We start from the raw sequence: 21,056 nt of genomic DNA, 5'->3' as shown, positions 1-21,056 counted from the left end.
GCGGCCTTTTTTCGCGGGCTTCGTCGTCGGGGAAGTCTTCCGGGTGCGGGTGCCGCGGGCGGGGCTCATGCGGATCCTTCCAGGGTCGACACGTCGCCGGTGGGCAGGCCGAGTTCACGTGCACGCAGCAGTCGCCGCATGACCTTGCCGCTATGGGTCTTGGGCAGGTTCTGGTCGAAGGCGATCTCCCGGGGCGCGACGGCCGGGCCGAGCCTGCGGCGGGCGAAGGCCAGCAGTTCCCTTTCCAGATCCGGGGCCGGCTCGATGCCGGGGCGCAGCGACACGAACGCCTTGACGATGTTCCCGGCGACGGGGTCCGGTCGGCCGATCACTCCTGCCTCCGCGACCGCCGGGTGCTCCATCAGCGCGCTCTCCACCTCGAACGGGCCGATCAGATGTCCCGCCGACTTGATGACGTCGTCGGCGCGGCCCACGAACCAGTACCAGCCGTCCGCATCCCGCCGGGCCAGGTCGCCGGTCAAATACCAGCCGTCGGCGAACGCGGCCTTGTAACGCTCCTTGTCGTGCAGATAGCCGCGGAACATGGACGGCCAGCCCGGCCGCAGCGCCAACTCACCCTCCACGTCCGGGCTCTGCACCTCTGTGACCCGGCCGTCGGTGATCAGCGCCCGGCCGTCCTCGCCGCGCTCCAGCACGGCTGCCTCGACACCGGGCAGCGGACGTCCCATCGAGCCGGGCCGGATGTCGCAGGCCGCGAAGTTCGCGATCATGATGCAGCCGGTCTCGGTCTGCCACCAGTTGTCGTGCACGGGAAGGCCCACCACATCCTCGCCCCACACCACCGCCTCGGGGTTGAGAGGTCGCCGACCCGCGCCCACGACGATGACGGTGTCTCCCGGGCCGACGTGTCCGTTGCGCACCCCGACCTCGTAGGCGGTGGGGAGAACTTCCGAGAGCAGGACCGCGTCGTCGAGGGGCAGGCTTGCGGGCCGCCGGTAGGTGGAGTTGTCGGCGAAGGGCACGCGTACGAACTCGGCTTGTGTGCCGTTGATCAGATTCCCGAGGATCCATCCACCACCCTCGCGGCACTGTCCGCCCATACCGGCCCGGCAGAACCGACAGTGGCCACAGGCCGAGACGGACGACAGGATCACCTGATCCCCCGGGGCGCACGGCATGGACCTCGTGGCCGACGTCCATCACCTCGCCGACGGCCTCATGGCCGAGGACTGTTCCCGGCTTCACCTCGGGGAGGTCTCCGCGCAGAATGTGCAGGTCGCTGCCGCAGACGGTGGTCGCGTCGACGCGTACGACCGCGTCGGCCGCGCCTTCTCGATCGAAGGATCCCGGATCGTGTCCCAGGAGGTCTGCTGGGGGCCGTGGTAGACGAGTGCTCGCATGGTACCCACTCCCTCGCTGCCCCCTCTCCACCGTCGCCCTGAAGGGGAATTGAGGGCAACCGGGATCGTGCGCTCTCCAAGGTGCTCAGTCCGGCTCCATGTAGGGGCGGCGGAAGACCGGGGCCTGGCCAGCGCCGTACGGGCGTGCGGCCGCCAGCGCCTGCACGACCGCGGCCTCCAGGGAGCCGCTCGTGTCGACCGTGACGGCCTCTGTCCACGGCGGCTCCGAGGCCGCCATGGCGGTGGCCACGTCGGCGTCGGCGTCGGATGCCCCGGGGGCGCGGGTGTTCAGGCGGGCCGCCGATACGTCGCCCGGCACCCGGCAGTGCAGGGCCACCAGGTCGGCGCTGGTGCGCTCGGCCGTGCGCTGGGCGGCTTCGCGCTGCCCGGCATGGGACCAGGTGGCGTCCAGGACGACGGACTCGCCGGCGGACAGCAGGGCGGACGCGCGATCGAGCAGGGCAGCGTAAGTCTTGGCGGTCCACTCCGGCGTGTACAGCCCTTCGCCGTAGCCGGCGGCTGCGGACTCCTCCGCCGGAATGCCGGCCAGTTCCTTGCGCAGGCGGTCGCTGCTCAGCAGCGTGACGCCCAGGCGATCGGCCAGCGCACCGGAGAGGGTGGACTTCCCGCTGCCCGGCAGCCCTCCTACGAGCGTCAGGCCGACAGCTGAGGTGCGCAGGTGGCGCACCGCCGTGGTGACCAGTCGTCGTGCCGCTGCCTGCGCGCCTGGCGTGCCCTGGTGTGCCTGGATGAGGGAGACCTTGGCGCGGACGAAGGCGCGGTAGGCGACGTAGTGGTGCCACAGGGAGGGTGGTGCGGGGTCGCCGGAGTACTCGCTGTACTGGGCAAGGAAGTAGGCCGCGGCCTCGGGGGCGGCGAGCTGTTCCAGGTCCATGGCGAGGAAGGCGGCGTCGTCGAGGCCGTCGACGTAGCGCAGGTGGTCGTCGAACTCCAGGCAGTCCAGGACGCGGGGGCCGTCGTCGAGACAGAAGATGTCCTCGGCGAGCAGGTCGCCGTGGCCGTCCACCACCCGCCCCTGCTCGATGCGCGTGTCGAAGAGCTGCTTGCGGCCGGCGAGATAGCGGCGCACCAGTCGCTCGACCTCCTCCACGCCGTCGGGCAGCGGGCTGACGTCGGCCATCGCGTGGACCTGTGCAAAGCTGGCTTCCCAGCGCGACGACAGCGCGTCCCTGGTGCCCTGTTCGTCCACCTCTCGGCTGCGGGGCGCGTCCGCGTGGCGGGTGGCCAGCTGGCGGGCGACGGCGCGCAGGACATCGTCGACGGTGGCCCCGTCCCGTACCAGCTGGGAGAGGCGGCGCGCCGACGGCATGCGACGCATCACCACGAGGGGCTCGCGAACGTCCGTGTCCGGGCTGCGGACTTCCCCCACGCCCAGATAGACATCGGGGGCGAAACGACGGTTGAGCGCGACTTCCCGTTCGCACGCCGCCCGCCGAGCCGCGACGGTGGTGTAGTCCAGGAACTCCAGATCGACCGGTTTCTTGAGCTTGTAGGCGCGGTCGCCGACGAAGAACACGACCGCGGTGTGGGTCTCGCACACCTCCGCGCGGCGGAGCCGCGGAGCGTCGAGGCCGGTGCTGGTACGGAGCACGGACGCGTCGGCCTGATGCGCTGCCTGCGCCGACTGTCCGCTGTGGTTCGGCTCAGTCATGAGGGACGACGGCGACGGGGCAGCGCGCGTGATGGACTGCGGCTTGGGCCACGGAACCCAGGTGCGGTGCCACGGGGGGACGGTGCTTGCGTCGGCCGACCACCAGCAGCCCTGCGCTCTCGGCCTCCCGTACGGCCGCCTTGGCGGGGCTTTCGAGCCGGACCACGTCGACCACCTGAACACCGGGGAACTTCTCACGCCACGGGCGGAGCGCCTGGCTCAGGTGCTTCTGGGCGTCCTGCGTGATCTCCTCGGTCACGCCGTGGTCGACACCCCACGGAACGCGCGCGTGGACCGGCACACTTCGGCCGTGGACGGCCCGAAGAGGCATGCTTCGCGCCGCGGCGGTAATGAAACCGAACTCGAGCAGCTCGTCGCACGGGCCGCGCAGTTTCAGCCCCACGACCACGGCGCCCGGCGTGGGCGCGGTGGGCTGTGGCCTTCCTTCCTGCGTCTCGGCGCGTACGAGGACCACCGGGCGCTCGGCCCGTGCCACGACGGGCATGCTGACGTCGCCCATGAAGTAGCTCTCGACAGGCAGAAGCCCACGTGAACCGAGCACGAGCACCTCGGACTCCGAAGCCGCTTGCAGCAGCGCGTCCTCGGCGTCGTCGGCGACCAGGTTGCCGACGACGGAAAGGCCCGGGTGGCGTGCCTGGAGCTCCGCCTGCGCATTGTGGACGAGCCGCTGGGCCCAGTAGTTCTGATCCACCTCCGAGGGAATGATGGTCGGCTCCGGCACCAGCAGGGGCCACGCGTGCAGCAGGCGCAGCGTGAGCTTGCGCCGCTCGGCCTCGTCGGCGGCCCAATGGGCGGCGGCAAGGCTCTCGGGTGAGCCGTCGAGGCCCACGGTGATCACTGGCTCCATGGCGACTGCCTCCGTCTCGTACGAAGCTGGAGTCACGGGAACGAGTCCTCTCGTCCAGACTGCGCCGGTATGCCGAGTACGGCCTGTTCAAAATCGAGGAGTACCCCAAAGCCTCCCGCGGCGCGTGCGGACCCCGGTGCGTCGGGGCTCGGCAATGCGTGCAGTCCGGCGGGAGGAGGAGGTGAGAGAAGTGGCGATCCTCTGGTGGCCTGCGTCGACGGGTCCGAGGCGAGCCTGGAGGCCGTGGACTGGGCCGCTGGTGAGGCAGTCCGCCACGAGGTGCCGCTTCACCTCGTGCATGCGGCGGCCCCGGACCACAAGGCGTACGAGCTGGTCGCCGCTGCCTCGGAGCGGGCAAGGAAGGGCGCTCCCATGGTGTGGCTGTCGGCCGAGGTGCTGCCTGGGGACGCGGTGTCCGCCCTGGTCGGCAAGGGGCGCACCGCCTTCGCGCTGGTACTCGGGTCCAGGGGGCTCGGGGATCTCGCCGGGCTGGTGGCGGGCATGCGCCAGCTGGACCGTAGAAGGTACGCGCAGTGGGACGCCGAGTGGGACCTGGTGGAGCCCCGTTGGCTGGCGCGCTTCCGCAGGTGACCGGTCGTGGGCCGCTCGGGTCCCGAGGAGGTGAGGGTGATGTCCGATGCGACGACCACCGATCTGTACGAGGTGACGATGGCGATGTCGTATCTGCGGGAGGGGATGACAGGCCCGGCGACGTTCAGCCTCTTCGTCCGCGAGCTGCCGTCCAACCGCGGCTTCCTGGTCACGGCGGGATTGGAGTCGGCCCTGGATTACCTCACCGGTCTCCGTGTCGGATCCGAAGACATCGCTACGTTCGCCGCGGCGCTGCACCGGCCGTCCCGAGACCTGGAGCCGCTGCTCGGCCTTGGGTTCACCGGCCACGTGCGTGCGGTGCCCGAGGGGCGGATCGTGCTCGCAGGAGAACCCCTGCTGGAGGTGACCGCTCCGCTTCCCCAGGCGGAGTTGGTCGAGACGTATGTGCTCAACCAGCTCAGCCATCAGACGGCAATCGCCTCCAAGGCCGCGCGATGCGTGCTCGCCGCCGCCGGACACCCCGTCGTGGACTTCTCCCTGCGGCGCACCCACGGCCCACAGGCCGGCTACCAGGCCGCCCGGCTGAGCGCGATGGTGGGCTTCGCTGGGACCAGCAACGTGGCCGCGGCCACTGCCCAAGGCGTGCCCGCGGTCGGAACGATGGCCCACTCGTTCGTGGAGGCGTTCGCGACGGAGGAGGAGGCGTTCCGCGCCTTCGCCCGGGCACACCCCGGCCCGGTGACGCTGCTGGTGGACACCTACGACACCGAGACAGGCGTCCACATCGCCGCGCGCGTGCTGCGGGACCTGGACCGCGGGCCCGGCTCGGCGATACGGCTGGATCGGAGCTCTGGCGGTACGGGCGCGAGCCATCCTCGACGCCGCCGGCCTGCCGGACGTACGGGTCGTCGCAAGTGGGGGTCTCGACGAGTACGCCATGGACGATCTGATCCGCTCCGGTGCACCGATCGACACCTATGCCGTCGGCACCCGCGTCGGCGTCTCGGCCGACGCCCCGTACCTGGACTCGGCGTACAAGATGGTGGAGTACGACGGCCGCCCGGTGATGAAGCTCTCTTCGGCGAAAGTGACGGCACCCGGGCAGAAACAGGTGTTCCGTCGCATGGGCTACGACGACGTGATCGGTCTTGTCGACGAGCAACCACCTGACGACGGCAGACCGTTGCTGGAGACGGTGATGAGGGACGGGCGGCGCATGAGCGCCCACCCCAGTCTGGACGAGAGCCGGGAGAGATTCACCGCAGATCTGGCGGAGCTGCCACCGGCGGCCCGGCGGATCCGAGCCCCCGTAGCGCCGCGGGCGACGGCCTCCGAGCGGCTGAGCGCCCTCGCCGACCAGGTCCGTCGCCGCATCACGGAGGAGACGCAGGCCCGCGCCGCACGGCCCGGGAGCCTGGAACGAAGCACATTCGGATCGCATCGTTCCGTACCGAAGTGAGGAGGAAAGCGATGCCGCATACCGTGGAGTGGAAGGTTCGTCTCCACCTCTTCGAGGGCGAGGGGACGACGAAGGCGCATTTGGTGCTGGACACCGGAGCCACGACACTCACCGGCCGCGGGGTCGCGCACTGCAACCCGGCGGACACCGACGTGCCGGAGATCGGTGACGAACTGGCGGCCGGCCGGGCCATGCGCGACCTCGCCCAGCAGCTGGCGGAGGCCGCGGAGCGAGACATCGAAGGCATGGGTGCGCCCCGGACCGGCTTGCGCACCAGCCAGGTTGCCGGGTGGCCCTTGTGACCGACGCTGCCGAAGCAACCTGGACAACCTCGCGGATGTCTGGCGCTGGACTGGGAACCGCCCCAGTAAGCAGCGGCTCCGTCCCCGAGGGCGGGCGGCGCGCTGCCGCCCCACAGAGAAGTGAGGAGGTTGACCGATGACGCTTCCTGTCCGTCGAAGCAGAGGCGCTGTCCCCGTATGGGACCCGTTCCGCGAACGCGAGGATCTGCACAGCCGGATGGACCGGCTCCTGCAGTCTGCCTTCCCCGGTGTCGGTGAGTTCGGCACGACCGAGGCGTGGGCGCCGCTGGCCGATGTCGAGGACACCGAGGACGCGTATCTGGTGGAGCTGGAACTCCCCGGCGTGAGCAAGGATCAGATCACCGTGGAGATCGCCGACGGCGAACTCGATGTCCACGGCGAGATCAAGGAGAAGGAACGCACCGGCGTGGTCCGGCGGCACGCCCGCCACATCGGGCAGTTCGACTACCGCACCAGTCTGCCGCCGAACTCGGACACCGAGCACATCAGCGCGGATCTGACCAACGGAGTCCTCACCGTGCGCGTCCCGAAAGCCGAGAAGGCGAAGCCGCACCGTATCGAGATCAGCGGCTGATCAAGGGGCGCGACCGACCGCCAGCATCTGCCGCCGGGGCCCGTTGTCAAGATCCGTCGCCCAGGTCGTGCGGGCTACGGCAGGCCGGTGTTGCCTTCTTGTCCGCGAAGGGCCGGCGATCCCGCCGTTGGCCCGTGCTCCGCCCCTGGCACCGTACGACTCATGGGCCGGGGGCGGAACTCCGTGCGTCGTCGGTTCGGTACGCGATGTGCTGCGAGACCGAAACCACGCCGTCGACGCTCCGGCACAGCCGCTCGATGATAGGGATCAGGCTCTTGAACTCGACGGATCCGCGGAGAGCGACTTGTCCCTCGCGTACCTCGGCCGTCACGTCCGAGGGAGCGAGGGCCAACGTGCGCTGGAGCACGTCCCGCGTGATCTCGTCGCGGATGGCCTCGTCACGGCGCAGGAAGATCCGCAGCAGGTCGCCGCGGCTGACGATGCCCTGCAGCCGGTCCGTCTCGTCCACGACGGGCAGCCGCTTGACGTTGTGGACTTCCATCAGGCGGGCCGCCTCGACCACACTCCACTCCGGACGTGCGCACACCGCGGGGGCCGACATCAGTTCCTCGGCCCTCGTTCCTTCGGCCTTGGCCCGCTCCCACGCCTCCAGATGCGGAATCGGTGTCAGACCGGACGGGTCGGCCTGGTCCGCGGACTTGCGCAGCAGGTCGGCCTCGGACACCACACCCATTGGGCGGTTCCGTTCATCCACCACGGGTACGGCGGTGACATCGTTCTCCGAGAGCAACTTGACGATCTCCTTGAACGGCAGGTCCCGTGCCGCCCGGACAACGTCTCGGGTCATGAGCTCGGCGACCGTTCGGTGGTGCATCTCGCGCCTTCCTTCCGGGCACGTGTCAAGCCGCGTCGCCCCCGGATCGGGGCTTCTCATCGCATGCAGCGGCATGTCGCGCGTGGCACGTTGGGTACAGGAACATTCTGAGGAAAGGGCGGCGATCATGCGAGCTCACCTCGGCGACCAACTCGTCATCCAAAGCCCGGCCACCGGCGCCACCAGGCGCGACGGAGAGATTGTCGGACTCCACCATGCGGATGGAACACCCCCCTACGACGTGCGCTGGTCGGACACGGACGAGGTGACGCTGGTGTTCCCCGGGCCCGACGCGCATGTCCGTCACGTTGAGCACGGGCCTGGGACTCCCGAGCCTTCCCGGCCGGGCACGGGCGAGGCGAGTGCCGTGCCCGACGCGACCTCGCCGCACGGGCAATCCAACCCTGGCGACCTCGGTCGGCGCGTGGCCGCTGAACGCAAGCGACAGGGGCTGAGCCGGACAGAGACAGCCCGACGCGCCGGAATGGCGCCGGATTACCTGGCGTATCTCGAAGAACAGACGGCCGACCCGACCGTGGGAGGTCTCATCAGACTGGCCGACGCACTGGGCACTACCGCCGCGGCTCTGCGCGGGGGCGGCATCGATCTGCCGCCCGGCCAGGGCCAAGCACTCCTCCACCCTCAACTGCGGGACCTGGGTCCTGATGAATGCCGCGCCCGGCTTTCCACACACGGTGTGGGCCGCGTCGCGGTGTCGACACCCGAGGGTCCGGTGGTCGTCCCGGTGAACTACGAGGTCATCGACGACGGCGCAATCGCCTTCCGGACCGCCCCCGACTCAGTACCTGCGGCGGCCATGGGAAAGGAAGTCGCCTTCGAGGTCGACCATGTGGACGAGGCGATGAGCCAGGGTTGGAGCGTGCTCGCCGTAGGTCCCGCACGGGTTGTCACGGAGCCCGACGCCGTGCGTCGGCTGGTCGATCGTGCTCACACCACGCCGTGGCCGGGGGGCGAACGCGAGATGTGGGTGTCGATCCAGCCTCAGCGCCTCACGGGGCGCCGCATCTGTCCGGCCGATCAGTGAGTGGCCACGGGACCGGCTGATCAGTGAGTGGCCACGGGACCGGCTGATCAGTGAGTGGCCACGGGACCGGCTGATCAGTGAGTGTGCCACGGGACCGGCGGGGCGCAGTGGATCGAGTTCGAACGGTCCCGTCACTGGCCGGAGCGTCCACCCTGCCGCCTCGGCGGACCCGTCACCGAGCGTCTTCCGGTCCGGTGGGTGCGGCGGACCGCCGGTGAGATGGGGCTCGACGTCCACGACGCCCTCCACGGCGCGGATGAGGCAAGCGGCGACCGAGATGAGCGAGGTGTCGTGGATCTGTCCGCGGAGGGTGACGACTCCTTCGTGCACGTTCACGTGGATGGCGTGGCTGAACGCGGGGAAGAGGTAGGCGATCACCGTGCGGCGGACCTCCTCCTCGATCTCCTCGTCCGGTCGCAGGAAGACCTTCAGCAGATCGGCGCGGCTGACGATGCCCTTCAGCATGCCCTTGTCGTCGATCACTGGAGCCGCTTGATGTGTTTCACGGCCATGATCCGCGCGGCCTGCGCCAAGGTGGCGTCGGGGTGCACCGTGACGGCGGGGGTGCTCATGAGCTCCTCCGCGGTAACCGCTCCCGCCTTGGCGACGTCGGACAGGCGCTGACGCGGCTCGTAGAGGCTCATGGCCCTGCCGTGGAACTCCTCCTTGGGTAGCAGGTCGGCCTCGGACACGACACCGATGACGCGCCCCTCGCCCTCCAGGACCGGCAGGGCGCTTACCTTCCAATGCTCCATGGCCCGGGCGATTTCCTTGAAGAGCGCGTCGCGCCCGACGGCCACCACCGTCTGGGGCATCACATCGCTCACGATGTGCGGAGTCTCAGGCATCTCGGATCTCCTCGTCTCCTCTCCGCCTTGTCAGGGCTCCGGGCCGGCGCCGTACGGCGCGTACAGGTCGAGCAGTCGTATCCGGGTGGCCCTGAGCCGGTCGGCAATCACACCGGCCACATAGGCGTACAGCGCATGGTTCAGCGCGGAATCCTTCCCGCACTCCTCCACGACCGCCGATGCGTCGAACTCGTAGGCACGCACTGGGCTGCCGGCCTCGGCCCCCAGGTGCCAGTGCCTGGGCGGGATCAGCCAGGACCAGCCCAGTAGTTCTCCGGGCCCGAGGGTGGCGATGACCGCCGCGCGCTGTCCCGGCACGTGAAGATCGAGAGCGACCGTGCCTGTGCGGATGATCCAGAAGCGGTCAGCTTTCCCGCCTTCGTTGAAGATACGCTCGCCCGTCGCGAACGACACCTCATGGGCGAGCGACATGAGCTGATCGCGATGGTCCTTGGTCAGGGCGTCGAAGACGCCGGTCCTCGCAGCCACCATGACCATCCTTCTCCCTGGCCTCGAACATCGAGATGGCTCCACCATCGCCGCAAATCGGCGCGGCGGCATCTGAGGCCGAGGTCCCACTTCAGGGCCGATCGACCTGTCAGGAAGGCGGTGGGGATGATGGAGCTCCCGCTGGTCGTGGGGATCGACGGATCGGATTCCAGTCTGCAAGCGGTCGACTGGGCAGTGGACGAGGCGGTATGTCACGGTCTGCCGCTGCGCCTGGTGTACGCCTCCCTGTGGGAGCGTTACGAGGGTGCCCACCCGTCCTTCAGCAGCGATCGTCCCGCCGAAGAAGTCATGGCGGAGCACATCGTCGCGTCCAGCGCGGAACGGGCCCGGCTGCGCAATCCAGAGGTGAAGGTGTCGGGCGAGGTGCTGCCCGACGATGCCGTGTCCGCGCTGCTACGGGCGGGTCCTGAGGCATTTGCCCTGGTCACCGGCTCCTGTGGCCGTAGCGAGCTCGCTGGGCTGCTGCTGGGGTCTCAGCAGGCTCTCCCTGCGGAACAGGGCGTGCGCGAGCCCGCGGACCAGGCGTAGTCGGAAGGGCACCCCCGTACCACCCACCTTGAGGGAATGCGCTACGTTCCGCGAAACCTGGTGGCGCGGGCCGGCCACGACGGAACGGAACGGCTCGTGCGGCGCGGCGAGATCTGGTCCTTGCCGTTGCCGACGAGTTCGGTGTGCCAGTTGTGGACGCCGGGATCCCGGGGACGATCCGTCTTCGCGGAGGCGGGATGCTGCGGCCGGGTGCGCGGCGATTCGCCACTCTGCGACGCGGTCTTCGGCTTAGGCTCCGAGAGCCGGTCCGGGGCGAGTGGCAGAGGAGGGGCCTGGCCGCCGGCCTGCTTCGCGGAAGAGGGCCGGGAGACGAGGACGAGCCGGGCGCCGACGGGGAGACGTTTGCATGGAGTGGTTGGTCTCGCTGGCAGGTGCCGGCTTGGTCATGGCCGCCCTGCGGGACTTGTTCCATACCCTCTGGCACCCGACCCGCCATGCCGGTCTGAGCCGCCTCGTCATGTCGGCGTTGTGGAGACTGGCCCGGCATCTGCGTGCGCGCGGGCGTGTGGTCGGGCTCGTTGGGCCACTCTCCATGGTGACGGTGGTCGGCCTGTGGGCCGGCACGATCATTCTGGGCTGGGCCATCGTCTACTGGCCCCACATGCCAGGGGCGTTCACCTTCGCGCCCGGTTCCAGCGCCGCGCAGCAGCCGGCGCTGCTCGACTCCCTCTACATGTCACTTGTCACGCTCGCCACCTTGGGCCTGGGAGACATCTCGCCGGCCGAAAGCTGGCTTCGCCTGGTCTCACCGCTGGAAGCCCTGATCGGCTTCGCCCTCCTGACAGCAGCGGTCTCCTGGGTGCTGGCGATCTATCCGGCGCTGGCCCGCAGGAGAGTACTGGCGATCCGGTTGGCTCACCTCCACCGCTCGGCCCCGACCGTCGACCAGTTCGACTGCACGATGGGCGCCACACTGCTGGAGAGTCTGGCCACCGACGTGGCACGTGTCCGGATCGACTTCACGCAGTACGCCGAGGCCTACTACTTCCATGACGGTGAGGACCACTCGTCCCTGGCGGCCACGATCGGCTACGCCGCCGATCTCGCCCATCGCGGCCAGGCTGCCCGGAGGCCGGATGTGCGCTTGACCGGCGACCTGCTCGCCAGCGCCCTGGACGACCTCGCCGCCATCCTCGACGAGCGATTTCTCCACACCGGCGGAACACCGACGCAAGTCTTCGCAGCGTACGCGGCCGACCACGGCCGCGGCCCGACGCGGTCCTGACCACAGCACCCGGCGGACGCCTCGGCACCGCCTGGCGCGGCCCGCCCACACGGCTGAGCGGCCCTGCTCCGCCCGCCGTCATGGGGTACGACTCGGCCCGCTCGGGTGCGCGTGTCGTTCCGTCAGCCCTGATGGTCAGCCTTCCCGGTGGCACCCTGAGAAGCGGGATCCCGTACTCCGGGGCTGGCTCCACACGACGGGACCGGCTGATGGCAAAAAGGCGAACGGAATCACCTCTCACGCTGAGCCGGAGAAGCTCACGGTGGATGGGCACATCCCGGCCGCCGTCGCCAGCGCTTCGGCGCGAAGCGTCCAGCGGCGACCGGTCCACGGAGTTTCCGCACGACGCCTCAGCGACCTTCGAGGGGTTCGCCGTGAACCTGTGGATGCAGCTCCGCTGAGGCAGTGAACCAGCGTAGGGGCAGCCGCAGGCCCGATGCGGACGTCGACGAACTCCGGAGCACGGCGCCGGCAGCGGCGGGTCTGTCAGGGGGCGAGGCTGCGCGGCGACTGGAGCTCTACGGGCCCAACGAACTCCAGGCAGCCGGTGTCTATCTGCCTCCGTTGCAGGACCTGCTGGGTACGGAGCCACTGCCGCCCACCGACTTTGCCGTCGCCTGTGTGCTGTCCGGACTCGGTCATGTCGTCATGCGTCTCCAGGCGCGGTTGCGCCGGAGCACCCACCGCGCGGCGGCCCAGCGAAAGCCCGGGGACGTTGAGGCCCTGGCATGCGGACGGGAAACGAAGAATCCACACTGGCTGAAGAAGCTCCAGTCGGGGCGGGCCCGGCGGCCAGGGCTCTCTTCGTCGCGGATCGCGAGGCTCTAAGGAGATGGTCATGACCACTGCACGGGAGATCATGCATGCTGGCTGCACCTGCATCCAGGAGAGCGAGACCCTGGAGAGCGCCGCACGCCGGATGAGCGAACTGGAGGTCGGAGCCCTCCCGATCTGCGGGCCGGACGACCGGCTCCACGGGATCATCACCGACCGCGACATCGTGGTGAAGTGCCTTGCCAAGGGCAAGGACCCGAAGACCATGACTGCGGGCATGCTCGAGCAGGGCAAGCCGATCACGATTGACGCGGAGGCTGACACGGACCAAGTCCTGCGGGCCATGGAGGAACACAAGATCCGGCGGCTTCCGGTTACCGAGAACCATCGTCTGGTCGGCATGATCAGCGAGGCGGATCTCGCGCGTCGCCTGCCGGAGGAACAGGTGGGCCATTTCGTCGAGGTTGTTTGCGCGGCGAAGTGAACATTCGGGTGTGAGCCCGGCGGGGCCCCGGCCGTCACTGGAAGGCGGCGTGGATCTCCTGTTCGGTGGCGCGTGGGAGACGACGAGAAGTTCGTCACCGGGCTGGAGCCGCATCTCGGGGGGAACGGTGGGTTGGCCGTCGCGGATGACTCGTCGTTGACGCGTGCCGCGACGCGGGGGACGGCGAACAGCCGCTTGGCGAGGGGGCTGATGACGAGGTTGTCCTCGTCGTTGCCGGTGGCGGCGATGGCAGGCGCACCGCGACAGAGCCGCACCGATCGCAAGCGCCGTGCCCGCCACCCGGCGGGTCATCAAGGCGACCTGGCGCTGCAGCGGGGTCTTCTGCCGCGGCGCTGCCGCAGCGAGCCGGAAGATGCGTCCGAACTCCGTTGCCGCACCGGTGGCGAACACCACGGCCTTCGCAGAGCCCGCCACGACGTCGGTGCCCATGAAGACGCAGTTGCGGGCCAGAAGCACCGGGCCGCTCGCCACCGGTTCACCGGTCCGCCCGGCGGCGTCGCTCTCCCCGGTCAGGGCGCGTTGTTCACCGAGGCCTCGTGCGCCTCGACCAGTCGGCAGGCCGCCGACACCGCGTCCCCGGCCTCCAGGACGACGACGTCTCCGGGCACCAGATCACGCGCGGGCAGCTCCTGCCGCTGCCCGTCGCGGAGCACCCGGCATGTGTGCGGCACCATGGCCTGAAGCGACTCCGCGGTCCGCTCGGCCGAATGCTCCTGTGCGAAGCCGATGGCCGCGTTCAGCACTACCACCCCCAGGATCGCCACGGCCAGCTGCAAGGTGCCCACCTCACGGGGCTCTTGGAGCCCGTAGGCCAGGAACGTGATTGCCGACGCGACGAGCAGCATCACGGCGAAGAGGTCGGTGAACTGTCCGACGAGGTCTCGCCACAGCCCCCTCCGCTTGGCGTGGGGCAGCTCGTTGGGCCCGAACCGGTCCCGTCGGGCCGCCGCTTCCGCCGACGTCAGTCCCCGCGGCGAGATGTCCAGCGCGGCGAAGACCTCCCCAGTTGCCAGGGGCCGTACTGCGTGGCCATGGGTCCCGCTCGGGGCTGCCGGCCCGCGGCCCCCTTCACCGGGCGTCAGTACGGGGGTTCCGGTACCCATAGGCCACCTTGGCGTGACGCGGTCACGGCGCGGCGATCCGGACGGCCGTGACCTTGTACTCGGGGCAGGACGTGACGGTGTCCGCATGGTCGGAGGTGAGGCGGTTCACTCCGCTCGTGGGGAAATGGAAGGAGCAGAAGACCTGGCCGGGGGCTGTCTGTTCGCTGACCCGGGCGACGAGCCTGGCCCGCCCGTGCCGGCTCTCGACGGCGACCTGTGCGCCGTCCCCCACGTCGTACCGGGTGGCGTCGTCGGGGTGGAGGTCGAGGAAGTCGACCGGATCGAGTGCGAGGTTGCCGCCGCGGCGGGTCATGCTCCCGGAGTTGTAGTGGGCCCAGCGCCGCCCGGTGACCAGAACCAGCGGATAGTCGTCGTCGGGCTGTTCACCGGGCGGGAGATAGGGTGCCGCGGCAAGGTGGGCCCGCCCGTCCGGCGTGGCGAACCTCTCTGCGTACAGCGTGGCTTCCCCTGGGCGGTCGGGATCCGGGCAAGGCCACGGGATGGCGCCCTCCCGGTCCAGCCGGTCGTGGGAGAGACCGGCGAAGACGGGCGCGACCCGTCCGCACTCGGCGAGAGCGTCGGCCGGGGTCGGGCAACCGAGATCGACGCCCATGGCGGAGGCGGCGGCGTGGATGACATCGAAGTCGGTACATGCCTCCCCCGGCGGGGGCACGGCGGGACGGACACGCTGGAACCGGCGGTCGAAGTTGACGAAGGTGCCGTCCTTCTCCAGCCAGGACGCGACCGGCAGCACGACGTCCGCGTGGCGGGCCGTCTCGGACAGGAACAGCTCGTTGCACACCACGAGCGGGCACGCGTCCAGGGCTTCGGCCACCCGGTTCGCGTCGGGGTCGGTGGCGCAGACGTCCTCGCCAATGACCCACAGCGCGCGCAGATCCCCTGCCCGTGCGGCGGCGAACATGTCCGGGATCCGCAGGCCGGGGCGGCCCGGGACCGGTGCGCCCCACACCGCCTCGGCTCGGGATCGTGCGGCCTGGTCGGTCACTTTCCCGTAGCCGGGCAGGAGGTCGGGCAGCGCGCCCATGTCGGAGGCGCCCTGGACGTTGTTCTGTCCGCGCAGCGGGTTGACCCCGTGTCCGCTGCCTGTGCCCACGGCACCGCGCAGGATCGCCAGGTTGGCCAGCGACCGCACCCCGTCCGTGCCGTGCAGGTGCTCGGTGACGCCCAGGCCATAGACGATCGCCGGGCGCTCGGAACGCCCGTAGAGCCGGGCGGCGGCGACCAGGTCCGTGACGGGTACGCCGGTGATGTCGGAGACCCGGTGGGGCGGGTAGTCGTCCAGCAGTTCGGTGAGCTCTGGCAGGCCGGTGGCCCGCTCGCGCAGGAACTCGTCGTCGGCCAGTCCTTCGGCGAGCAGGATGTGGGCGAGCCCGTGGAAGAGTGCGACGTTGGTGCCAGGGCGAAGCCGTAGATGCACGTCGGCATGGAGGGCGAGGCCGACGGCTCGGGGGTCGGCGACGACCAGCTTGGCCCCGTGCAGCACGCGCCGGAGCAGGCGTGCTCCGACCACCGGGTGGGCTTCAACGGGGTTGGCCCCGACCACCAGCAGGCAGTCGGCCCGCTCGACGTCGTCGAAGCTGTCGGTGCCGCCGGAGAGCCCGAAGGAGGCGGTCAGGCCGGCGGCGGACGGGGAGTGGCAGAGGCGCGAGCAGTTGTCGACGTTGTTCGTGCCGATGACGACCCGCATGAACTTCTGCACGAGGTAGTTCTCCTCGTTGGTGGCGCGGGCCGAGGAGATCGCTGCCACGGCGTCCGGCCCGCCGGCGTCGACGGCCGCGCGCAGCCCCCGGGCGACATGGCCGAGCGCCTCGTCCCAGCCGACCGGCTCGAGGCGGCCGTCGCGTCGCATCAGGGGCCGGGTGAGCCGTTCGGGGGAGGTGAGATATCCGTGGGCGAAGCGCCCCTTGACGCATGCGTGCCCCTGATTGACCGGGCCGTCCCGGGCGGGCAGTACCGCCGTGACCTCGCCATCGCGGGAGACGACATCCAGCGCACACCCGACGCCGCAGTAGCCGCACGTGGTGCGCGTCCGGGCCGCCGTCGGGCGGATCCCGGAGGTGAGGCCGCGCGCCGGACCGGGCTCGGTGATCGCCCCGGTGGGACACGTATCGACGCAGCCGCCGCAGGCCACACAGTCCGACTCGGCCCAGGGCCCGCCGGTGCCCGGGGCCACGACGGTGTCGGCGCCCCGCCCGACCAGGGTGAGGGCGAAGGTGCCCTGCACCTCGGCGCACATGCGGACGCACCGGCCGCAGGCGATGCACAGATCCCGGTCGAGGTGGACGTACGGGTGGGAGTCGTCCCCGTCCCGACCTCCGACGCCATGTGCCGCCTCGGGGCCGATCCCCATCGACCGGCAGACATGCGCCAGCTCGCTGGGGTTGTCGTCGGCGAGGGCACGGGACGGCAGAGCGGAGGCAATGACCTCCACCGCCTCCCGACGTAGCACTCGCAGATCGTCCGTGGCGGTTTCGACCTGGGCCCCGGATGCGGCCGGGGTGACACAAGCCGCCGCGATCCGCCCGTCGGCCCGTACAAGACACGTACGGCACGATCCGGCAGGGCTGAGCCGGTCGTCGGAGCAGAGTGCGGGCAGCTCGACTCCGGCCGCCCGCACCGCGGCGAGCAGTGAAGCTCCCTCGGGCACATCGACGCCCGAGCCGTCGACCTGGATCTCGATCCCGGTCATGTGGCCCACCCGGCCAGCCGGTCTCCGTAGGCGCGGGCGAGGCTGTGCACGGCAGGTGGGATCCGCCGTCCGAAGGCGCACAGGCTCGCCTCGGCCAGGACACGCGACAGCCGTTCCCACTCTTCCCCTGGCGGGGAGCCCGCGGCCAGCTCCATGCCCCGCCTCGAGCCCACGCGGCAGGGCGAGCACGCGCCGCAGCTTTCGGCGGCGGCGAACTGCCAGATGTGCCGCATGACATCCTCCGGAGCCACGCGCTTGTCGAAGGCGACGAGGCCGGCGTGGCCGAGGGCGGCGCCCCGGGCATCGAGGTCGGCAGCGGTTAGCGGCACGTCCAGTTCGTCGGAGGCGAGGAAGCCGCCCAGCGGCCCGCCGACCTGGAGCACGGCCAATTCGGCGCCGTCCTTCAGGCCGCCGCCCAGCTCGGTGACGATCCGCCGCAACGGGGTACCGAGCTCGACCTCGTACGCGCCAGGCCGGGCGAACCGCTCGGACAGGCAGACCAGCTTCGTGCCGGTTTCGTTAGGAGCGCCGCGTCCGGCGTACGCCTCGCCGCCCCGGGAGACGATCCATGGGACGGCTGCGAGGGTCTCGACGTTGTTCACCACGGTCGGCGCGTCCCACAGCCCGCGCCGGGTCGGGTAGGGCGGGCGCGGCCGGGCGCAGCCCCGATCTCCTTCCAGGCTCGCGATCAGGGCGGTCTCCTCACCCGCGACGTACGATCCGGCGCCCTCCATCACCTGGACGTCCAGGGCCGTGTCCGTGCCGTGCACGGACGCACCGAAGTGCCCGTCCGCGTACGCCTGCCCGACCGCCTCCCGCATCCGCGCCAGCGCACGCGGATACTCCGATCGCACCAGCACCACACCCCGGCGGGCCCCGCACGCGAAGCAGGCCAGCGCCAAGCCCTCCAGCACCCGTTCCGGATCGGCCTCCATCAGCAGCCGGTCGGCGTAGGAGCCGGGATCTCCCTCGTCCCCGTTGACCACCACCACGGTGCGTGGTGCCCGGCCGGCTGCCTGCCACTTCGCAGCGACCCGGAAGCCCGCTCCGCCACGTCCCCGCAGCCCGGATGCGGCCACCTCCAGCTGGACGTCGTCGGGAGTGCCGGCCGTCACCATCCGCGGCCATACCTGCCACGCGGGCTCACCGGCCACCATGCCTCCCAGCAGTACGGGGTCGCCGGTGTCGTCGGCCGCGGGGATCTCCGGTGCCCGTGAGGGCTCGCGCCCTGCGAGCTGATCGACCAGCGTCGGGCCGGTGCAGGGCGTGTCGCCGTCGAGTGCCGCGGGACCCGCGTAGCAGTACCCCAGACAGCGCACGGCCTGCACCGACGTCTCTCCGTCTGGTGAGGCCGTGCCCGCTGTGATGCCTAACTTGTGCTCCACATCGGTCAGGTGCCGTCCGGCCTGGGCGGCGAAGCACGCCGTCGCGTCGCAGACCCGGACGTGACGGCGGCCGTGCGGGGCCGCGAGGTCCGCGTAGTAACGGGCCGGCCCGAGGGCGGCGGCGGCGGGCAGACCGATACGGGCGGCGACCGCCGGAGCCCATACTTCGGGGCTGTCCGCCGTTCCGGCCCTGGCCTCGGCCAGCGACACGATCAGCTGGTCGCCCGGCCGCCCACGCCGGTCGGCCAGGGCCCGAAACGCATCGAAACGGTCCGCAGGACCAGCAGGAACCATGACCTCATCGTGGAGGCAGCCACACGAGGCCGCATCCCGGCATCGGCGTGCGAGCGAGGCCAGCGAGGTATCCGGTTGGGGACGGCGGCCTTCGCTGTGAGCCCGAGCCTCCCAGCCGCGGCCTGTCAGAACCGAGCAGCCTCCGAAGGGCGGACGCGGGTCGACGACACTTGAGCCATAGGGCAGATCGCGTCGCGTGGCGCCTTGGGCGGACAGCCCCGCTCCTGCGCAGCCTCAGGTTCGTGTCAGGGGCGACCGGTCCAGAAGCACGACGCCCGCGATCGCATCGCCGTGGCACGGCCGGACGATGCGCTCACCGATCTTCTGCCACGCATGCAGCCGGGTGCCGCCCACGAGTGCTGGTGCTGGATGGCACCAGGCTCATCGGCATCCTCTCCGCGTCGGCCACAGCCGCACCATGGCGTGGCTGATGGCTCCCGACCCTCGGGGAAGCGGTCGCGCGCTGGTGACTGCACCGTCTTTCACGCCCGTGCGTCTCAGCGGACGAGGACCGACTCGCCGGAGCGGGGTACGACCGCTCCATCGAGGAGGCCCGTTCGGTAAGCCGCGAGCCTTCTCCCGCACCGCCCGCCGCGTCGCCCGGCGGACGCCCGTCCTCACCGTGGATGCGGGCCGCTCCGACGCCGGGCGCGCCGCTGCCTCGCACACCGCCGCGGCCGCCACGCCGACGATGACCCCGCGGGCGCTGTTCACCCAGGCCGGAGTCATCGCCACGCGCACCATCGGCGAACTCCTCGACACCGCAGCCCTGCTGCACTCCCAGCCCCTGCCGGCCGGGATCAGGGTGGGCTGTGGGTCGAACACGGGCGGGGCCGGCGTACTGGCCGCCGACGTCTGCACCGAGGCGGGTCTGAACGCGCCCGAGCTGCCCGCCGACCTGGTCACCGAACTCCTGGAGCTGCTGCCCGACCGTGCCAGCGCCGCCAACCCGGTCGACGCGACCGCCGGAGCCCGAAACCCGCTGGCTCGCCCGGCCGCCGGGCACGGTCCTCGATCTGTCGGGGGTGAAAACACCATGGCAGCCGAGACCCTTGTCGCCAGGTACTTGGAAGCCAACCCCGAAGCGACGGCACGTTCACGCGATGTCTTCGCCGTGACGTTCGATCAGGCCGTCGCGGCAGAGCATGAGGGTGTCGCCGGGGGTGTAGCTCGCGATGGTCTGGGGGGCAATGTGTTCGAGACGGGCACCCAGTGGTGGGGCAGTCGCCTGGTGCCTCTCGCCGTTGTCGAGCGCGTCGGCAAGTTGCCTCGGAGAGGCTGTTTGTTGGACTCGCTGTGAGGCTTGCCTGCGTTGGCCATGCCGAGGTTGTAAGTGCACCCGTCGCGGGCTGCTGCCGTCATCCAAGAGGGCCACGGCGCAACCGTGGTGAGGCTCCGGAAGCCGCGTCCCAGCACGCCGACAGGCACTCGCGGACCACGGTGCCGGGCCGCTGCTTCCGGCCTGCTTCCGGCTCGCGCGGGTCCCTTGGGTCCTCTGCGAGGACCTGTGGCTCCTCCTGCTCCGTGTCGGCGCCCGCCACTGTGGCGTCATCACGTAGTTCTCGGACTCGGAGGTCCCCAGATGTCCCGCACCGTCACCGTCGGTCTCGACGGTTCCCGAGAATGCATGGCGGCCGTCGACTGGGCCGCGCGGGAGGCGCTCGCGCGCGACCTGCCGCTTCGCCTCGTGCACGTCTGGGACCTCGAGCCGGACGTGCACACGCCACTCATCGGTCCGGACACGCGCCGCCATTGGGCCGAGCGCACACCGCGCAAGGCCGTGGAGTGGGTACACCGGCACCATCCCGGGCTCAAGGTGGAGACGGCGATGAGGTGCGGGGAGCCGGCTGCGGTTCTCTGTGAGGCGGCGAACGAGGCCGATCTGCTGGTCCTCGGGTCCCGAGGGCTCGGCGCGATCGCTGGCTTCGTCGTCGGGTCGGTGTCCCTGGCCGTCGTCGCCCGTACCCGCCACCCCGTCGTACTGGTCCGGGACCAGGAGCCGCAGGTGCCGGCCAGTGCGCCCGGGGCGGTGAACGGCGACGTCGTTCTCGGAGTCGACATCTCCCATCCGTGTGATGAGCTGCTGGAGTTCGCCTTCGCCCATGCCGACCGGCACAAGGCCGGGTTGCGCGTAGTGCACAGCTGGAACTTCCCGCTGGTTCGGGGTTCGGATGCGGCAGCGGCGGCCGTCGTGCTCAAGGGCGACCTGGAGGCGGCGAAGACGGACGCCCTGGCTGCGGTGCTCCTGCCGTGGCGGCACAAGTTCCCTCAGGTGCGGGTCACTGAGGAGTGCCACCTGGGCCGTCCCGCCTCCGACCTGCTGGCTGTTGCGCGCGGTGCCCGTCTCGTGGTGGTCGGACGCCGCAATCGGTCGTCCTCGATCGGTACGCACACCGGGCCTGTGACGCATTCCGTCCTGCATCACTGTGCCGCCCCGGTCGCTGTGGTGGCGCACGACTGACCG

At 70.6% G+C, this 21,056-nt stretch carries 15 protein-coding genes and 7 pseudogenes; 11 read left to right on the top strand and 11 right to left on the bottom strand.

Translation table 11 applies throughout. From position 1 onward, the window contains the following. Positions 1 to 65: 65 nt before the first annotated feature. From OG293_RS00595 to OG293_RS00575, 5 genes and pseudogenes are all read right to left on the bottom strand, one after another. A complete protein-coding gene (locus tag OG293_RS00595) occupies positions 66 to 839 on the bottom strand; it encodes an AMP-binding enzyme (protein WP_406003463.1) in 774 nt (257 codons plus the stop codon). A 147-nt stretch (positions 840 to 986) separates the two neighbouring features. Continuing rightward, positions 987 to 1,139, bottom strand: a pseudogene (locus OG293_RS00590) (alcohol dehydrogenase catalytic domain-containing protein); the annotation flags it as partial. A 52-nt stretch (positions 1,140 to 1,191) separates the two neighbouring features. Beyond that, positions 1,192 to 1,392 (bottom strand): annotated as a pseudogene (locus OG293_RS00585) (hypothetical protein); the annotation flags it as partial. Between the two features lie 54 nt (positions 1,393 to 1,446). Then, on the bottom strand, positions 1,447 to 2,922 hold the full coding sequence (locus OG293_RS00580) for an AAA family ATPase (RefSeq protein ID WP_406003462.1): 1,476 nt from the start codon (positions 2,920 to 2,922) through the stop codon (positions 1,447 to 1,449). Between the two features lie 103 nt (positions 2,923 to 3,025). Then, on the bottom strand, positions 3,026 to 3,901 hold the full coding sequence (locus OG293_RS00575; RefSeq protein ID WP_406003461.1) for a universal stress protein: 876 nt from the start codon (positions 3,899 to 3,901) through the stop codon (positions 3,026 to 3,028). Between the two features lie 204 nt (positions 3,902 to 4,105). Here OG293_RS00575 and OG293_RS00570 point away from each other — a divergent pair, with 204 nt between their 5' ends. From OG293_RS00570 to OG293_RS00555, 4 genes and pseudogenes are all read left to right on the top strand, one after another. Further along, positions 4,106 to 4,492, top strand: coding sequence for a universal stress protein (locus OG293_RS00570; protein WP_405996751.1), 387 nt, complete (start codon positions 4,106 to 4,108; stop codon positions 4,490 to 4,492). A 39-nt stretch (positions 4,493 to 4,531) separates the two neighbouring features. Next, positions 4,532 to 5,912 (top strand): annotated as a pseudogene (locus OG293_RS00565) (nicotinate phosphoribosyltransferase). An 11-nt stretch (positions 5,913 to 5,923) separates the two neighbouring features. After that, the gene (locus OG293_RS00560; protein WP_405996750.1) at positions 5,924 to 6,214 is read left to right on the top strand and encodes a DUF1876 domain-containing protein; all 291 of its coding nucleotides are present in this window, start codon (positions 5,924 to 5,926) and stop codon (positions 6,212 to 6,214) included. A 136-nt stretch (positions 6,215 to 6,350) separates the two neighbouring features. Continuing rightward, positions 6,351 to 6,809 (top strand): Hsp20/alpha crystallin family protein, encoded by a 459-nt coding sequence (locus tag OG293_RS00555; RefSeq protein WP_405996749.1) that lies wholly within the window; start codon positions 6,351 to 6,353, stop codon positions 6,807 to 6,809. Positions 6,810 to 6,969: 160 nt separating this feature from the next. On the opposite strand, the gene OG293_RS00550 is transcribed toward OG293_RS00555, so the two are convergent. Beyond that, positions 6,970 to 7,644 carry a CBS domain-containing protein gene (locus tag OG293_RS00550; protein ID WP_405996748.1) on the bottom strand — a complete coding sequence of 225 codons (675 nt, stop codon included), beginning with the start codon at positions 7,642 to 7,644 and terminating at the stop codon, positions 6,970 to 6,972. 127 nt (positions 7,645 to 7,771) lie between these two features. Here OG293_RS00550 and OG293_RS00545 point away from each other — a divergent pair, with 127 nt between their 5' ends. Continuing rightward, complete coding sequence (locus OG293_RS00545; protein WP_405996747.1) at positions 7,772 to 8,689, top strand: DUF1918 domain-containing protein; 918 nt, start codon at positions 7,772 to 7,774, stop codon at positions 8,687 to 8,689. A gap of 210 nt (positions 8,690 to 8,899) precedes the next feature. Here the strand turns inward: OG293_RS00545 and OG293_RS00540 are convergent. Both OG293_RS00540 and OG293_RS00535 read right to left on the bottom strand, forming a co-directional pair. Continuing rightward, positions 8,900 to 9,537: pseudogene (locus tag OG293_RS00540) on the bottom strand (CBS domain-containing protein); the annotation flags it as partial. A gap of 30 nt (positions 9,538 to 9,567) precedes the next feature. Beyond that, entirely contained in the window at positions 9,568 to 10,029 is a 462-nt protein-coding gene (locus tag OG293_RS00535; protein ID WP_405996746.1) for a Crp/Fnr family transcriptional regulator, read from the bottom strand. A 126-nt stretch (positions 10,030 to 10,155) separates the two neighbouring features. On the opposite strand from OG293_RS00535, the pseudogene OG293_RS00530 reads away from it, so the two are divergent. The 4 genes and pseudogenes from OG293_RS00530 to OG293_RS00515 all read left to right on the top strand — a co-directional run. After that, positions 10,156 to 10,551: pseudogene (locus OG293_RS00530) on the top strand (universal stress protein); the annotation flags it as partial. 391 nt (positions 10,552 to 10,942) lie between these two features. Next, on the top strand, positions 10,943 to 11,821 hold the full coding sequence (locus OG293_RS00525; protein ID WP_405996745.1) for a potassium channel family protein: 879 nt from the start codon (positions 10,943 to 10,945) through the stop codon (positions 11,819 to 11,821). Between the two features lie 405 nt (positions 11,822 to 12,226). Further along, positions 12,227 to 12,649, top strand: a complete 423-nt coding sequence (locus OG293_RS00520; RefSeq protein ID WP_405996744.1) for a cation-transporting P-type ATPase — start codon at positions 12,227 to 12,229, stop codon at positions 12,647 to 12,649. Between the two features lie 10 nt (positions 12,650 to 12,659). Then, positions 12,660 to 13,079 carry a CBS domain-containing protein gene (locus OG293_RS00515; protein WP_405996743.1) on the top strand — a complete coding sequence of 140 codons (420 nt, stop codon included), beginning with the start codon at positions 12,660 to 12,662 and terminating at the stop codon, positions 13,077 to 13,079. Positions 13,080 to 13,388: 309 nt separating this feature from the next. Here OG293_RS00515 and OG293_RS00510 read toward each other — a convergent pair. The 3 genes and pseudogenes from OG293_RS00510 to OG293_RS00500 form a co-directional block, all read right to left on the bottom strand. Beyond that, positions 13,389 to 14,203, bottom strand: a pseudogene (locus OG293_RS00510) (cation-transporting P-type ATPase); the annotation flags it as partial. Between the two features lie 22 nt (positions 14,204 to 14,225). After that, positions 14,226 to 16,913 carry a formate dehydrogenase subunit alpha gene (fdhF, locus tag OG293_RS00505; protein ID WP_405996742.1) on the bottom strand — a complete coding sequence of 896 codons (2,688 nt, stop codon included), beginning with the start codon at positions 16,911 to 16,913 and terminating at the stop codon, positions 14,226 to 14,228. Then, a complete protein-coding gene (locus OG293_RS00500) occupies positions 16,910 to 18,592 on the bottom strand; it encodes an NAD(P)H-dependent oxidoreductase subunit E (protein ID WP_405996741.1) in 1,683 nt (560 codons plus the stop codon). Before OG293_RS00500 ends, fdhF begins: the two co-directional genes overlap by 4 nt. 556 nt (positions 18,593 to 19,148) lie before the next feature. Here OG293_RS00500 and OG293_RS00495 point away from each other — a divergent pair. Together OG293_RS00495 and OG293_RS00490 are read left to right on the top strand one after the other, a co-directional pair. Next, a pseudogene (locus OG293_RS00495) lies at positions 19,149 to 19,559 on the top strand (GNAT family N-acetyltransferase); the annotation flags it as partial. Between the two features lie 615 nt (positions 19,560 to 20,174). Continuing rightward, positions 20,175 to 21,053 (top strand): universal stress protein, encoded by an 879-nt coding sequence (locus tag OG293_RS00490; protein WP_405996740.1) that lies wholly within the window; start codon positions 20,175 to 20,177, stop codon positions 21,051 to 21,053. The last annotated feature ends 3 nt before the right edge of the window (positions 21,054 to 21,056 follow it).

Origin of the sequence: Streptomyces sp. NBC_00829 (genome assembly GCF_045161795.1) — a bacterium.
In the GTDB taxonomy this organism is placed as follows: domain Bacteria; phylum Actinomycetota; class Actinomycetes; order Streptomycetales; family Streptomycetaceae; genus Streptomyces.
Note: the sequence above shows the minus strand (reverse complement) of the source record. Positions and strands in the feature narration are given on the sequence as shown.

Bases quoted from the DNA above. Each gene is read 5' to 3' on its own strand.
- fdhF (WP_405996742.1), bottom strand. From the start codon at position 16,913: ATGACCGGGATCGAGATCCAGGTCGACGGCTCGGGCGTCGATGTGCCC.
- OG293_RS00560 (WP_405996750.1), top strand. From the start codon at position 5,924: ATGCCGCATACCGTGGAGTGGAAGGTTCGTCTCCACCTCTTCGAGGGC.
- OG293_RS00525 (WP_405996745.1), top strand. From the start codon at position 10,943: ATGGAGTGGTTGGTCTCGCTGGCAGGTGCCGGCTTGGTCATGGCCGCC.
- OG293_RS00535 (WP_405996746.1), bottom strand. From the start codon at position 10,029: ATGGTGGCTGCGAGGACCGGCGTCTTCGACGCCCTGACCAAGGACCAT.
- OG293_RS00575 (WP_406003461.1), bottom strand. From the start codon at position 3,901: ATGGAGCCAGTGATCACCGTGGGCCTCGACGGCTCACCCGAGAGCCTT.
- OG293_RS00550 (WP_405996748.1), bottom strand. From the start codon at position 7,644: ATGCACCACCGAACGGTCGCCGAGCTCATGACCCGAGACGTTGTCCGG.
- OG293_RS00545 (WP_405996747.1), top strand. From the start codon at position 7,772: ATGCGAGCTCACCTCGGCGACCAACTCGTCATCCAAAGCCCGGCCACC.
- OG293_RS00490 (WP_405996740.1), top strand. From the start codon at position 20,175: ATGTCCCGCACCGTCACCGTCGGTCTCGACGGTTCCCGAGAATGCATG.
- OG293_RS00555 (WP_405996749.1), top strand. From the start codon at position 6,351: ATGACGCTTCCTGTCCGTCGAAGCAGAGGCGCTGTCCCCGTATGGGAC.
- OG293_RS00500 (WP_405996741.1), bottom strand. From the start codon at position 18,592: ATGGTTCCTGCTGGTCCTGCGGACCGTTTCGATGCGTTTCGGGCCCTG.
- OG293_RS00515 (WP_405996743.1), top strand. From the start codon at position 12,660: ATGACCACTGCACGGGAGATCATGCATGCTGGCTGCACCTGCATCCAG.